Origin of the sequence: Sphingopyxis sp. (assembly GCF_034380315.1) — a bacterium.
GTDB lineage: Bacteria > Pseudomonadota > Alphaproteobacteria > Sphingomonadales > Sphingomonadaceae > Sphingopyxis.
In genome coordinates this window covers 1-14765 of sequence record NZ_JAXMPB010000004.1, presented here as the reverse complement: position 1 = coordinate 14765, position 14765 = coordinate 1, and the positions used below count along the sequence as shown (strand labels likewise).

The 14765-nt window shown below is 63.4% G+C and carries 9 protein-coding genes; 6 read left to right on the top strand and 3 right to left on the bottom strand.

Going from position 1 to position 14765, the window contains the following annotated elements; translation table 11 throughout:
- Positions 1-36: 36 nt before the first annotated feature.
- From U0S50_RS08175 to purD, 3 genes are all read right to left on the bottom strand, one after another.
- The gene (locus U0S50_RS08175; RefSeq protein ID WP_322308291.1) at positions 37-414 is read right to left on the bottom strand and encodes a hypothetical protein; all 378 of its coding nucleotides are present in this window, start codon (positions 412-414) and stop codon (positions 37-39) included.
- A gap of 632 nt (positions 415-1046) precedes the next feature.
- Positions 1047-1637 (bottom strand): hypothetical protein, encoded by a 591-nt coding sequence (locus U0S50_RS08170; RefSeq protein WP_322308290.1) that lies wholly within the window; start codon positions 1635-1637, stop codon positions 1047-1049.
- Between the two features lie 79 nt (positions 1638-1716).
- The gene (purD, locus tag U0S50_RS08165; RefSeq protein ID WP_322308289.1) at positions 1717-2994 is read right to left on the bottom strand and encodes a phosphoribosylamine--glycine ligase; all 1278 of its coding nucleotides are present in this window, start codon (positions 2992-2994) and stop codon (positions 1717-1719) included.
- Here purD and xseA point away from each other — a divergent pair.
- The 6 genes from xseA to U0S50_RS08135 all read left to right on the top strand — a co-directional run bounded on the left by xseA (position 2993) and on the right by U0S50_RS08135 (position 13851).
- The gene (gene xseA / locus U0S50_RS08160) at positions 2993-4453 is read left to right on the top strand and encodes an exodeoxyribonuclease VII large subunit (protein ID WP_322308288.1); all 1461 of its coding nucleotides are present in this window, start codon (positions 2993-2995) and stop codon (positions 4451-4453) included. The genes purD and xseA overlap by 2 nt on opposite strands.
- Before the next feature lie 75 nt (positions 4454-4528).
- Positions 4529-4747: a DUF2093 domain-containing protein gene (locus U0S50_RS08155; RefSeq protein WP_322308287.1), complete on the top strand. Its 219-nt coding sequence runs from the start codon at positions 4529-4531 to the stop codon at positions 4745-4747.
- Positions 4744-5676 carry a M23 family metallopeptidase gene (locus U0S50_RS08150; protein WP_322308286.1) on the top strand — a complete coding sequence of 311 codons (933 nt, stop codon included), beginning with the start codon at positions 4744-4746 and terminating at the stop codon, positions 5674-5676. The genes U0S50_RS08155 and U0S50_RS08150 overlap by 4 nt, the downstream gene beginning before the upstream one ends.
- Positions 5677-5955: 279 nt before the next feature.
- Positions 5956-8922 carry a TonB-dependent receptor plug domain-containing protein gene (locus tag U0S50_RS08145; protein WP_322308285.1) on the top strand — a complete coding sequence of 989 codons (2967 nt, stop codon included), beginning with the start codon at positions 5956-5958 and terminating at the stop codon, positions 8920-8922.
- Between the two features lie 85 nt (positions 8923-9007).
- Positions 9008-10495, top strand: coding sequence for a 2OG-Fe(II) oxygenase family protein (locus U0S50_RS08140; protein WP_322308284.1), 1488 nt, complete (start codon positions 9008-9010; stop codon positions 10493-10495).
- A gap of 332 nt (positions 10496-10827) precedes the next feature.
- Positions 10828-13851, top strand: a complete 3024-nt coding sequence (locus U0S50_RS08135) for a TonB-dependent receptor domain-containing protein (protein WP_322308283.1) — start codon at positions 10828-10830, stop codon at positions 13849-13851.
- Positions 13852-14765 lie beyond the last annotated feature (914 nt).

Genomic DNA, 14765 nt, shown 5'->3' with positions numbered 1-14765 from the left:
CGGTCTTAAAGCGACAAAAGATACGGACGTGCGCCGTCATTCTGTCTCCTTTGTCGCTTTAACGAAATGCGGCGGTACGGCATCGTCGCGCAGCGCGGCGTGGACCACCGCCATGTCCGGACCGCCGCTGACATCGATGGCGCCGCCCTTCAGAACCCGGACGATCGTGACGCCGTTGAGGGCGCGATCCATAGCGACCTTATACTGGTGGATACGGCCCATCGAAATGGCACGGTCCCACGCCGCGGCAAAGCTGGCCGCCTGGGGCCGTTCGCGGAGGCGATAGGCGGAGGCGCGCCCCATGCCGACGGCGCGCGCCGCCTTGCCGACCGAGCCCATCGCAGCGAGCGCGCGGATGAAATCGGCCTGCGTGCCGGGGCTCCAGCCATCGGCGCGGCGGCGTTGCTGCGGCACGGGATGAAATGCAAGGCAGGTGTCCGCGAGGGGCTGGGCGGGCGGGATGCTTTGTTCCATCGACCAGTTTGAAGCATGGCCGGATAATGTAGGAAAGCGTTATTCGAAGATCTGCTTTGGGGTGGGACGGGGACGTTGCCCTCCTTCGTCATCCCGGACTTGATCCGGGATCCCGCTCTTTGAGGCGCGGATTGCCTTCGATCTCAAGCGGGACCCCGGATCAAGTCCGGGGTGACGATCATGGATAGGTCAACTTCCGGTCGATAGCCGACGCACCTCCTTTTCCGTTCGTGTCGAGCGAAGTCGAGACACCCATCGATGCGGCGCCTGGCCCGAGGGGCATCTCGACTTCGCTCGATGCGAACGGGTTGAGGAGGCGGAGACGGCGGCTTCGGGGTCGTTAGCTGCCATCGCGTCGCGAACTGCACCGAACGGCGAAAACGGGGTGGTGAGCTGCCGTTAAAATCCTCCTTGGCGCGTAGCGATGGGGAGGGGGACCGCGCCCGCAGGGCGTGGTGGAGGAGCGCCGCGGCGTCGCGCCATTTGCCCCTCCGTCAGCGCTTCGCGCTGCCACCTCCCCATGCCTGCGGCACTGGGCGGATCTTATGATAACTCCCGGTCGGAAAGCGGCTTTATAGCTCCCCGCCGAGCGCTCCATATTTGGCTTCGAAACCGGCCTTGTCGCGGCGCGCCAGAAAGCCCGCCTGATCGACCCAATTGTCGCGGGTGATGCGGCCCTGGAAGGTTCCGAGCTGAGGATCGATTTCCGCGATGTCGGCGTCGGTCCATCCCGCGATCTGGTCGAAGCGGGTGATGCCCAGGCTGTTGAGCAGCGTCGCCAGCTTTGGCCCCACGCCCTTGAGCAATTGCAGATTGTCGGCCGCCGCGTCGGTTGCTGCGGGAGCGGGGGCGGGGATTGGGGCTGGCTCAGGGGGCGCAGCGGGTTCGGGCGCGGCGCTTTCGGCGGCAGGGGCCGGTTTCGGCGCGGCGGCGGGCGGCGGGGTGGGCGCGGGTTCGGGAGCCTTGAAGCGCGCCGGTTCGGCCGCGACAATGTCGGGCTTGACGGGTTCGAGCGGCTTGGCGGGCCTGGCGGGTTCGGCGACCGGCGCGGCGACATCGTCGAACGTATCGGGCTTGCGGCGCGCGAACAGCCACCAGAGGATGGCGACGGCGGCCACCGCCACCACCAATGCGACGATCCAATTTTCCTGCAGCCACATCATGGCATCTTCTCCTGCTGTAGTTCCAGCCTATGCGGGCGTGGGCGCGGCGTCCACCGTCGCGGACTGTTGGGTCAAGGCCTCAGCGTGCTTCGCGCGCGACTTCGCGCCAGCCGATGTCGCGGCGGCAAAAGCCGGTCGCGAAATCGAGTTTGTCGACCGCGGCATAGGCGCGTGCCTGCGCCTCGGTGACGGTCGGGCCGGTCGCGGTGACGTTGAGCACGCGGCCGCCCGCCGCGACGATGCGGCCGTCGGCGCGCGCGGTGCCAGCGTGAAAGACGCGCACCCCGCCCGCTTCGGCATCGGCGATATGGCCGATTGTCCCGCCCTTTTCGGGGGTGCCGGGATAGCCGTTCGCGGCCATCACGACGGTCAGCGCATAGCCGCCGGCAAAGACCGGCGCGGGCGCATCGGCGAGCGTTCCGGTCGCCGCGGCGTGGAGCAGCGCCGCGAAATCGCCGGTGAAGCGCATCATCAGCACCTGGCATTCGGGATCGCCGAAGCGGCAATTATATTCGATCAGTTTCGGCCCCGCGTCGGTGAGCATCAGCCCGGCGAACAGCACCCCGACATAGGGGGTGCCCTCTGCCGCGAGGGTGGCGACGGTCGGACGGATGATCCGTTCCATCACCGCTTCCTGAAGGTCGGGGGTCAGCACCGGCGCCGGGCTGTAGGCGCCCATGCCGCCGGTGTTCGGTCCGACATCGCCGTCGCCGACGCGCTTGTGATCCTGTGCGCTGCCGAACGCCATCACGTTGGTGCCGTCGGACAGCGCGAAGAAGCTTGCTTCCTCGCCGGTCATAAATTCCTCGATCACCACTTCGGCGCCCGCGCCGCCAAAGGCGCCAGCGAACATGTCGGCGATCGCCGCTTCGGCCTCGGCGCGCGTTTCGGCGATGATCACCCCCTTGCCCGCGGCGAGCCCGTCGGCCTTGATCACCACCGGAATCGCGAAATCGGCGAGCGCGGCGCGCGCGTCGTCGGCGCTGGAGCAGCGGACATAGGCGGCGGTCGGGATGCCGGCGCGCGCGCACAGATCCTTGGTAAAGCCCTTTGACCCTTCGAGCTGCGCCGCGGCGGCGGCGGGGCCGAAGGTGGGGATGCCAAGGTCGCGCAGCCGGTCGGCGATCCCGGCGACCAGCGGCGCTTCGGGGCCGACGACGACAAAATCGATGGCATGGGCGCGAACGAACGCGATGAGCGCGTCGAGGTCGTCGGCGGCAATCGGCACGCATTCGGCGTGCGCCTCTATCCCCGGATTGCCCGGCGCGGCATAGAGCTTGGCGCAGCTCGGCGATTGTGCCAGTTGCCAGCTCAGCGCATGTTCGCGGCCACCCGACCCGATAAGCAGGATATTCATGTCAGTTCCTTTTCCCGATCCGGCGTCCGATGGCGACACGCCCGCGCGGCTGTTAGCCGAGGCGGCGCCGGGCGACAATGCACCAGCCCTGTCGGTCGGGCAATTGTCGGCGGCGATCAAGCGCGCGGTCGAGGACGGTTTTTCGCGGGTACGGGTGCGCGGCGAGCTGTCGGGCACCAAACGCGCGGCGTCGGGGCATTTCTATGCGGCGCTGAAGGACGATAATGCGCTGATCGACATGGTGATGTGGAAGGGACAGGCGGCGCGCCTGGCCTTTCGCCCCGAAGACGGGATCGAGGTGATAGCCACCGGCAAGCTTACCACCTACCCCGGCCGTTCCAAATATCAGCTGGTCGTCGAAAGCCTGGAGGTGGCGGGCGAAGGCGCGCTGATGCTCTTGTTCGAAAAGCTGAAGGCGCGGCTCGGCGCCGAGGGGCTGTTCGACCGCGAGCGCAAACAGCCGATCCCGCGGCTGCCCAAGGTGATCGGCGTCGTCACCTCGCCGACCGGGGCGGTGATTCGCGACATTTTGCACCGCCTGGCCGACCGTTTCCCGATGCATGTCCTCGTCTGGCCGGTGCTGGTGCAGGGCGAAGGCGCGGCGGCGCAGGTCGCGCGCGCGGTGCGCGGGTTCGACGGGCTCCCCCCCGGCGGGCCGGTGCCGCGCCCCGACCTTGTCATCGTCGCGCGCGGCGGCGGATCGATCGAGGATCTGTGGGCGTTCAACGAGGAAGTGGTGGTGCGCGCGATCGCCGAATGCCGCATCCCGACGATCAGCGCGGTCGGCCATGAAACCGACGTGACGCTGGCCGACTATGTCGCCGATGTGCGCGCCCCGACCCCGACCGCGGCGGCCGAAATGGCGGTGCCGGTGCGCGCCGAGCTGCAAGCGCAGCTGGCGACGTGGAACGGGCGGATGATCGGCGCCGCGAGCCGTCACCAGGCGCTGGCCGCCGAACGGCTGGGGGCGCTGGCCCGGCTGCTGCCGCGCCGCGACGGCCTGTACGCGCCGCAGCGCCAGCGGCTCGACGAGGCGCAGGGGCGACTCGATCGCAGCCAGCGCCACCGGATCGGCATCGTCGGCGAGCGGCTGGCGACCCGCGCCGCGGTGCTGCGCCCGGCGCTGTTGACGCGCGCGTGGGATCGCGACCGGGCGCGGCTGGAGGGGCTGGGGCGGCTGCTCGCCTCGCTCGACCCGCGCGCGTTGCTCGCGCGCGGCTATGCGATGGTGCGCGATGCCGAAGGCGCGATCGTCACGACCGCCGACGGCGCGCGGGGCGCCGGGCATCTGCGGTTGATGTTCGCCGATGGCGAGGTGCCGGTGCAGGTTGCTGGGGCTGATCTGCCTCCGCCCGGCTCGGCTTCCTCCGCGTTGCCGTCGCCTGCGCCTACCGCGCCGCGTGCGCCGCGCAAGGCGTCCGATGCCGCGCCGGGGCGTGGGCAGGGAGAGCTCTTCTGACGCCGCCGGGGGTGGCCGCGCCGTCCGATGCTGCTATACCGGGGCGATGACCCGCCACGATATGGACAATTTTCGATGCTGATCGCCAGCCGCAACCGCCTCGCCCGCCTGCAATATGGCCCCAATGGCTTTCGCGTCCTGGCGCCCGGCGACCATGTGCTGTGCGCGGCCAGCGGCGTGCCGATCGGCCTCGACGAGCTGCGCTATTGGTCGGTCGCGCGGCAGGAGCCCTATGCCACCGCCGCGCTTTCGGTGCAGGCGACGCTTGATTCGGGCGATTCGGGTAAGGCATGACGGCAGCCATCCGGACGCGCGGGCGCGCCCTGACGGTCGGCCTTGTCATCGGGCTTTCGAGCTGTGTTCCCGCGATGGACGCGCCGGCCGCCGCGCCCGCCGATGTTGCGATGGACGGCGCGGCGACGCCAATGGCGCCGACGGTCGACGCGCGCGAACCCCGGCGTACCGATTTCGAACTGGCCGCAACCGCCGAACAGGGCGGTGTACTGATCGGGGTGGCGCCTGCCGATACGCGCAGTCTGGCGCTTGATGGCCGGGCGATCCCGGTTGCGCCCGACGGACGTTTCCTGCTTGCCTTTGACCGCGATGCGGGCGCGACGGCCCGGCTGGTCGCGACATTCGCCGACGGCCGCACGGCCCAGCGCGATATTGCGATTGCGGCGGGGCGCTGGCGGATCGAGCATGTCAACGCCCCCTATCGCGGCAGCGCGGCGAGCGACGCCGAGTTCACGCGCCGCCGTCCGGCCGAGCTGGCGCAAATCGCCGAGGCGCGCGCGCGGACGGTCGAATCGGATGGCTGGCGGCAAAGCTTCGTCTGGCCGGTCAAGGGACGATTTTCCGGCTTTTTCGGTTCGCAGCGCGTCTATCAGGGCAAGCCGGGCAGCTATCACAGCGGCACCGATGTCGCGGTTCCGGCGGGAACGCCCTTCGTCGCGCCCGCTGATGGCGTGGTCGTGCTCGCGGCGAGCGCGCCCTTCACCCTCGAAGGCCATTTGCTGATCGTCGACCATGGAATGGGATTGAACAGCGCCTTTCTCCATTGCCAGCGGCTTGACGTGAAGGCCGGTGATCGGGTCAGGCAGGGCCAGGTGCTGGGCACCGTCGGTGCGACCGGCCGCGCGACCGGTCCGCACATGCACTGGGGCCTGAAATGGCACGACGCACGGCTCGACCCCGGCAAGCTCGCCGGGCCGATGCGGCGCTGAGTTTTCGCCCGGGCCCCGCGTTTCGCGCTCGGCCCTTAGTAACAATTGAAACAAAATTTCCATTTTAGGGCACTGCTCGCGCCTTTGATTTCGGCTGATTGCGATGTTGTTGCCGATGCGTCACAGAAACGCAAAAAACTGCGAGCGGCACAACAAATTCGCTTTACTCGGACCTCCGCTATAGTCATCCGATGCGTACCGGGGAAGTAATGTGGGGTGGGGAGTCACCTGCGCAGATGATCCCGGCTGTCTTGTCAATAAGTAGCAAGGGACTGCGCTGTGAAACGAACCCAATATACCAAATTAAGGCTGGGTGCTGCTCCTATCGTTTTGGGGGTCGCGCTGCTATCCAGCACCGCATACGCGCAACAGGATGCCGTAGAAGATGGTACCTCGGCGAACGAGGGGACGATCGTTGTTACCGGAACGCGTATCGCGCGGCCCGATCTTGAAGTAACGAGTCCGGTCAATGTGATTGGCGCTGAAGAAATTAATCTTCGCCAGCCGAATTCTGCTGAAGATCTTCTTCGTGACCTTCCGTCGGTCCGCCCTTCACTCGGGCCGGGCGTCAACAACGGCTCAGACGGCTCGGCCAGCGTCAACCTGCGCGGCCTGGGCGACAACCGCACGCTCGTCATTCTCGACGGCCGCCGGATCGTTCCCTTCGGTCTTGACGGCGTCGTCGACCTTAACGTGATTCCGACCGGTCTGGTCGAGCGCGTCGATGTGGTGACCGGCGGTGCTTCGTCGGTTTACGGTGCCGACGCTGTGGCCGGCGTCGTGAACTTCGTCACCCGCCGCAATTTCACAGGCTTCGAAGCGTCGGGCAATTATCGTATTTCCGAACGCGGCGATGCGGCCCAATATCGTGCAGACCTTTTGGTCGGGGCGAGCTTCGACGACGATCGCGGCAATGTCGTGCTCGGTCTCGGCTATGGCGATCGCAGTTCGCTGTTCACCACCGACCGGCAGATTGCACGTTTCCCGATTAGCTCGGTAAACGGCCTCTATAACGGTTCGACCGGCGCGGTACCCGCCATCTTCCAGTCGCAGCTTCGGTCGGCGACCAACCCGAACGGATTGCCGACGAGCGGACTTGGTGCGGTCATCGATCCGACGACCGGATCCTTCCGTGCTGCAACGCAGAACGATTTGTTCAACACCAATCTCGGCACCTATTTCCTGACGCCGCTCCAGCGCTGGAACGCATATGCGGCGGCTCGTTACGAAATCACCGACGATATCGAGGTCTATTCGACCGCAATGTTCACGCGCAACAAGGCGCGTCTGGCGCTCGCCGCGTCGGGAACCTTCGGCAACGCTTATAATCTGCCGCTGAATAACCCGTATCTGCCCGCCGGCGCGCGTGCACAGCTTTGCGCGGCCAATAATATTTCGGTCGCCGATTGTAATGCCGCCGCAGCGGTGAACACGGGCACGTCGCAAACGGTGCGCGTGATTCCGTCGCGGCGCCTGAGCGAATATGGCCCGCGCGGCAACCCGATCGAATCGACGATGTTCCAGGTCCAGACCGGATTCCGCGGCGACATCACCGACAGCATCAAGTTCGACGTGTCGGCGCAATATGGCGAAACCAGCCAGAACCAGCAGCGCGTCAACTGGGGTTCGTCGAGCAAGGTGCAGCAGGCGCTGCTCGCCTATCGCAACGCTGCCGGTCAGCTGGTCTGTTCGAACACGGCCAATGGCTGCGTTCCGCTGAACCTGTTCGGTGCGGAAGGGTCGATCACGCCGGATCAGATTGCGTTTATCGATCTCGATGCGCAGATTCGCCGTCTCGTCCAGCAGGGCGTCGTTACGGGTAGCATCTCGGGCGATCTGTTCGGTCTGACCAGCCCATTTGCCTCGTCGCCGATCGCTTTCTCGATCGGTGCCGAATATCGCAAGCTGAAGTCGAGCGCGACCCCGGACGCACCGTCGCAGATCCAGGGCGAAGTGCTTGGCACCGGTGCGCGCACCCCGCCCGATCTCGGCCAGTACAGCGTGAAGGAAGTGTTCGGCGAAATCATCATTCCGCTGATCGAGGACAGCTTCATTCACAAGGCGACGATCGAAGCGGGTATCCGTTATTCGGATTATTCGACCACGGGCACCAGCACGACCTGGAAGGCCGGCGGTACGATCGAGCCGGTCGAGGGAATCAAGTTCCGCGGCATGTATCAGGTGGCGGTGCGCTCGCCGAACATCCAGGAATTGTTCCAGTCACCGGTGCAGGGTCTGAGCAACCTGACGGTCGATCCCTGCGCGGGGGCGACTCCGTCGGCGCCGCGGAGCCTGTGCGAAGCGACAGGGGCGCCTTCGGGCACCTATGGCGGCATTTCGCAGCCGTCGTCGGGACAGATCAACGTCACGACCTCGGGCAATCCTGACCTCGATGTGGAACGCGCCAAGACCTATACGCTGGGTCTGGTGTTCGCGCCGCGGTTCATCCCCCGACTGTCGATCACGGCGGACTATTTCAATATCAAGATCCGCGATCTGATCAGTGCACCGTCGCAGAATGATATTCTGAACGGCTGTTATTCGTCGGTGCTCAACCCGTCGCAGACCCCCAATGCGTTCTGTGCGCTGATCAAGCGTAACCCGCTGACGGGCAGCCTGAACGGTGCGGGTGAAACCCCGGGCGTGATTCTGGCGAGCTCGAACCTTGGTCGCCTGTCGACCGCGGGTATCGATGTCGGTATCAATTACAAGATTCCGGTCGGTGAAGACGGCGCGATCCGCCTTGGCGCGAATGGCACCTGGATGGATTATTATCGAGTCCAGGCGACGCCGAATTCGATCAACCGCGAATGTTCGGGTTATTACAGCACGAGCTGCACCAACCCGCGTCCGAAGTGGAAGTGGAATGCGCGGGTCGGCTATAATGATGGTCCGTTCGATGTCACGTTGATGTGGAATCACATCAGCAGCGTCGAGCTCGAACCCATCCGCCCCACCGGTACGGCACTCAACACGCCGGCTCCGGGCAACACGACGACGGCGTATAATTCGATCCTGCCAGCTTTCCGCAAGATCGATGCATACGACTATTTCGACCTGACGCTGCGGTTCGATGTCAGCGAAGCCTTCGAACTCGGACTGTTGATCGAAAATCTGTTCGACAAGAAGCCTCCGCTGGTCGGGGCAGGCGTGGCAGGGACGTCGTTCAACAACGGCAACACCATGCCGACGACCTATGATGTCATCGGCCGGGCCTATACAATGTCGGCCAAGATCAGCTTCTGATCCTTGCTGGCATCGTGACAGACTGGGGGGTGGGCCATTGGTCCGCCCCCTTTTCTTTTGAACTTTGCTCGGACAAGGTTCCTCCATGATTCAACCCGACGGCGTTTCCGATCCCGAGGCGGTGATCAACGCGGCACTCGATGCCCGCGATGCCGGGCGCGGCGCAGACATGTTGCCCTCGCTAAGGGCTGCGCTCGATCGCCATCCCCGCAATGCTCGGCTTTGGCAGACCATGGGTGTCGTTTATCGCGCGCTCGACGAGAGTGCGGCCGCCATCGATGCCTTCGCCGAAGCGGCGCGTCTGGCTCCGGGCGAGATCAAATCGGTTTACGGGGTGGCTCAGGCGAGCCTGGAGGCGGGCCGTCCGGCAACGGCCCTGTTCGAGCGCGTGCGCCAGCTGGCGCCTGGCGACGGCGCGCTGTTGCTTGGCCGAGCGGCTGCCCAACTGGCAGAGGGACAGGGTGCGCAGGCGATTGCCGATCTCGACGCAGTCGTCGCAGACAATCCGCTTTGGTTCGATGGCCAAGCGGCGCTTGCCCGCTTGCGTGGCCAGATGGGCGACGCATCGACTTTCGATGCAGGCTATCGCCGCGCCCTTGCGGCAATGCCCAAAGCTTTCCCGCTATGGGATGCGTTCATCAATTTTCTGATCCATGTCGAACATTATGGCGCGGCGGAGCGGGCGGTGGGAGAGGCACGCGCCGCAGGCTGTCACGCCGACGGCCTGGTCTTGTTCGAAGCGATCTGCGCTTCGGAACTGGGTGATCGTGCCCGCGCCGATCATCTGTTTGATTCGCTGGCTCAGCGTGCGGATATCGGGATTGCCGAGCGACATATTCGCCATCTGTTGCGGACCGGACGTGCGGATGCTGCCGCGTCGCGTGTCGAGCCGCACCTGGGCGACCGCCAGGCGAATCGGATTTGGCCCTATGCGGCGTTGGCGTGGCGATTGACGGGCGATGCGCGGTGGCAATGGCTGGAAGGGGATCCGGCGCTGGTCGGCGTCGTCGATCTCGATGTCGGCGATCTCCTCGCTCCGTTGGCCGAGCGGCTGCGCGCGATCCATCGGGCGGTCGCCGCGCCGCCCGGGCAGTCGGTGCGGGGCGGTACGCAGACCGACGGCCCTCTCTTTGCCCGTGATGAGCCCGAAATCCGGCGGCTGCGCGCGATCGTCGTCGCGGCTGTGGAAGCGCATGTCGCCGCAATGGGGCCGCGCGATCCGCAGCATCCCTTGTTGCGTCACACCGGCAAGCGTTTTCGCTTTGCGGGATCCTGGTCCGTGCGCCTGATGGGGGCCGGGCATCACAGCAATCATATTCATCCGCAGGGGTGGTTAAGTTCGGCCTTTTATGTGGCTTTGCCGTCACAGTCGGAGATGGGGCCGCCTCCAGCCGGTTCGCTTCAACTTGGCGCGGCGCCCCATGAACTTGGACTCGATCTGGCGCCGTTGCGAACGATAGAGCCGAGGCCGGCGCGCCTTGTTCTGTTTCCCTCCATCATGTGGCACGGAACCCAGCCGATCCTGGGGGGCGAGCGCTTGACCGTGGCGTTTGACGTGACGCCGGTTGGGTGATGGGCTCTTTTTACGCGGTTTCTGCGGACGGTATTCTGCGAACTTTTTGAAAAATAATAAATTACAATGTGTTAAATGAGATTTCCGGTATCGCTGACCCGCGCATAGGTGGGTGGAGCACCCGTCTCACATGATTCGCGCGCGCCTGTGCCGTGATTGTTGCAAATACATCACAATGGCTGATGAAATGGCCAAATCAGGGGCAAATTTTCTTTACTCCCGATGAATGAAGGGTCATCCCGACCCCCAACCGGGGTAATCTGTGACGCGTTCATGCGTCAGAATTACGCAATCCCGGCTATTTCTATCCACCAGTAGCAAGGGACTGCACTGTGAAGAAAACCCAATTTTCTAGGCTGAAGCTGGGCGCTGCCCCGGTCGTCCTGGGAGTTGCTCTCATTTCGACTCCCGCTTTTGCGCAGGACGCCGAAGAGGGCGCGTCCAGCGAGACGATTATCGTGACCGGCTCGCGCATCGCATCGCCGAACATCACCTCGCTGCCGCCGGTTCAGACCGTCACGGCAGAAAACATCCAGCAATCGGGTGCCGTTAACATTCAAGAGCTTCTGCTTGAGAATCCCGCTTTCGGTACGCCCGCGCTGAGCCGCACAAACTCGGCGTTCTTGACGTCCGGTACCGGCGTGGCAACCGTTGACCTTCGCGACTTGGGTTCGGATCGTACGCTCGTTCTGATCAACAATCGTCGCGTGGTTGCCGGCGTGCCCGGCACGGCGACCGTTGACCTCAACATTATCCCGACTCAGTTTGTCGAGCGCGTCGACGTTCTGACCGGTGGTGCATCGTCGCTCTACGGTTCGGACGCCGTTGGCGGCGTGGTCAACTTCATCTACAAGAGCGATTTCGAAGGTTTCGAAGCTGAAGGCCAGTATGGCATTACCGAGCGTGGTGATTCGGCTCGCATTCAGACGAACCTGACCTTCGGCGGCAATTTTTCTGACAACCGCGGTAACATCATGGTTCACCTCGGCTATTCGGATGAAAAGGGCCTGCTCTCCCGCCAGCGCAAGAATACTTTCTCGGATGACGTGGACAGGTTTGCGTTTATCACGGGTGATCCGGCGGACTATGGCGTGTCGGCTGGTCCGTTCTTCTCGAGCTTCCCGCCGCAGGGTCGTTTCACTGTTGGGGATAATTTCCGGCCGGCCGGCGATTATACCTTCACTTTTGGACCCAACGGGCAACTGCAGCCTTGCTTCACCACCAATGGACCGACCTGCAACAGCCAGGTTCTCAATTCGTCGGGTGGCGTAGTCGTTCCCGGAATCGGTACCGGTGTTGGTCCGAACGGTTTCAATCGCCAGTTCTTCCGTACGCTGGCTGTTCCGGTGAAGCGTTATCTCTTCGCTGCTCGTGGCCATTACGATATCACGGACGATATCCGCTTTGTTGCTGAAGGCACCTACGCAAAGACCACGGCGTCGCGTGAAATCGAGCCTTTCGCGCTTGATGTTGCGAACATCTATCCGGTCACCGGTCGTGCGCCGATCGAAACGATGGTCAATGGCGTTGCCGTCCTGAACCCCTATGTCCCGGCAGCCATCGCGGCCGTCGCAACCGACGTCGATGGCGACGGTCTGCGTGACATGGGCTTTGCCCGTCGTTTGACCGAGGTGGGGACCCGTAATGGCTCCACCGCTCGCGATACGTTCCGTGTTGTGCTCGGCCTTGAAGGCGGCCTGTTTGATGACAAGTTCCGCTGGGACGTCAGCTATAATTACGGCCGCACGACGGAATCGCAGCGTTCGAACGGGCAGGTGAACGTTCTGAACTTCGCCAACGCAATGTCGGCGATCACGGACGTGGACGATCTTGATGGCGACGGTTCGCGAACTGACGTTGTTTGCGCCAGCGCAACCGCGCGTGCGCAGGGCTGTGCTCCGATCAACATCTTTGGCGAGGGTTCGATCTCGCCGGAGGCGCTGAACTACATTGCAGCACAACAGTCGTTCCAGACCGACATCCGTCAGCAAGTGTTCACCGCGAACCTGTCGGGCGAGTTGTTCGACCTGCCCGCTGGGCCGGTGGGGATTGCTGTCGGTGGCGAGTATCGTAAGGAATCGAGCTCCGAAGATAACGATGCGCTTACCAATGCTGGCCTGAATGCCGGTAATGCCATTCCGGACACCGCAGGTTCCTTCAACGTTAAGGAACTGTACGGTGAAATTAACATTCCGGTTTTGGCCGACACCGCATTCTTCCACTCGTTGAACCTGCGTGCTGCTGGCCGTGTGTCGGACTATTCGACGGTCGGTACGGTATATAGCTATAGCTTTGGCGCAGACTGGGCGCCCGTGGAAGATATCCGCTTCCGCGGCACGTTCGCTCGCGCCGTTCGCGCGCCGAACGTCGGTGAGCTCTATCAGGGTCCGTCACAGACGTTCCCGACTGGCCTGCAGGATCCGTGCGCTGGCATCGGCGCCTCTGGTGGTGGTGATCTGGGAACGCGCTGCCGTGCAGACGCTGGCGTTTCTCTGAACATTGCCCAGAACGGTACGTTCACGCTCAATCAAGCTGACTTGCAGGGCATCAGCGGCTTTAACAGCGGCAACCTGGACCTGTTCGAAGAAACTTCGGACTCGTACACCTTGGGTGTGGTTATTACGCCGCGCTCGATTGCTGCGCTGCGTAACCTGACCCTGTCGGTCGACTACTACAACATCAAGATCAAGGACGCGATTGTTGCTCCGCCGCGCCAGTTCATTCTGAACCAGTGCTATCAGCAGGGTAACGATCAGTTCTGCGATCTGATTCAGCGTCGCCAAATCCAGGCAGGCTCGAATAGCCCGGGTTCGCTTGAGTTCATCGATGCTCCGTTGGTCAACGGTGGACGACTGAAGGCCGAAGGTATCGACGTCGTCGCGGGTTATCGCACGCCGGTCCTGAACGGGTCGTTGAGCATGCGCATCTCGTACAACCACGTGTTGGACGGCTATGTGATCCCGGTTCCGGGTGCGCCGAAGGATCCGTTCGCGGGCGAAATCGGCACGGCACGTGACCGCTTCACTGCCAACCTGGGTTATCAGGAAGATAAGTTCGGTATCACCTTCACCGGTACTTATATCGGTAAGTCGTATGAGGATGACCAGTTCCTCGCCGAATATGATCTGGGTCCGAAGGACATCTCGATCCCGGCGCAGTTCTATCTGGACACGCAGATGACGTATCGTCCGGCCGATGCCTTCGAATTCTTCTTTGGTATCGACAACCTTCTGGACAACAAGGCGCCGAACATTCTGTCGGGTTCGCCGTTCAACGTAACGGGCGCGGACACGGCCGCAGATGTCTATGACATCTTCGGGCGTCGTTATTACGCCGGTGTCCGTCTGAAGTTCTGATCACTTCAGTCGAAACGGAACGAGAAAGGGGCAGCGAAAGCTGCCCCTTTTTTGTCTGGTACGGGATTCCCCTGGTTGGCCTGCCCCCTCGATGGACATACCGCCCGACGGCGCAGGGCGCTGGCACCTCGGGCGATATGTCGGTGCCGCCAAAAGGCCGGTCCATGTGTGTGTGTGTGTGGGCCATCTTTGCTTGCGAGCGGCTGGGGCTGTTGATTTGAGCTGCGCCGGCTTTCTGAGCTTGGAATGAGAAGCCCGAGAAGCTCGCGTAGGGTGTGGGCTTTTAATCCGGTACTTTCTGAAAAGCCGCGTAAGTCTAAGTGAGTGAGCGGCGCATGATTTTCATTATGCTAGCCGATCGGCGACATCGGGCGCGCGAAACGTGCTGAAGGGCTAAACGCTCCTCCACGCCCGAGACCGCACTCCGCAATCACCAAGCACGCTGCAACGGCAGGGGAAAAAGCTGCGCCGTGCGTTTTGGAAAGGTGCAAGATTATCGCGCGGGAGCGCGCGTGCCGATGAAAGGGATTGGAAAGGATCGCGCAAGTGGCGAGATGCGGGCCGGCGCAAGCGATTTTCCAATGGTGTTCCTTGTGATCGCTTCCTACCGATCTGGCAGAACATCGGGGTCCGGTTGGAAGTTAAGGGGTGAATTGGCGGGCGCGAAAGCTTGCTGCTCCGTTAGAAGCTGGAGACGCCGGCGCCAAATCTATTAGTTCGCCACGGCTTAAGGAAGCGCAGCGTTGATCCCAGGCTTCTTGGCCGTGACGGCTTTGCGTGCGCGTTCTGACGTGCTCCCCTGAAATGTGACCGATTTTGAGTAGAGTCCGGCGCGAAGGAGTCGGACGTAATGAAGCGAAGCAGGTTCAGCGAAGAGCAGATCATCGCGATATTGAAGGAGCATGAGGCGGGGA

Bases quoted from the DNA above. Each gene is read 5' to 3' on its own strand.
- U0S50_RS08170 (WP_322308290.1), bottom strand. From the start codon at position 1,637: ATGATGTGGCTGCAGGAAAATTGGATCGTCGCATTGGTGGTGGCGGTG.
- xseA (WP_322308288.1), top strand. From the start codon at position 2,993: ATGTCAGTTCCTTTTCCCGATCCGGCGTCCGATGGCGACACGCCCGCG.
- U0S50_RS08150 (WP_322308286.1), top strand. From the start codon at position 4,744: ATGACGGCAGCCATCCGGACGCGCGGGCGCGCCCTGACGGTCGGCCTT.
- purD (WP_322308289.1), bottom strand. From the start codon at position 2,994: ATGAATATCCTGCTTATCGGGTCGGGTGGCCGCGAACATGCGCTGAGC.
- U0S50_RS08155 (WP_322308287.1), top strand. From the start codon at position 4,529: ATGCTGATCGCCAGCCGCAACCGCCTCGCCCGCCTGCAATATGGCCCC.
- U0S50_RS08140 (WP_322308284.1), top strand. From the start codon at position 9,008: ATGATTCAACCCGACGGCGTTTCCGATCCCGAGGCGGTGATCAACGCG.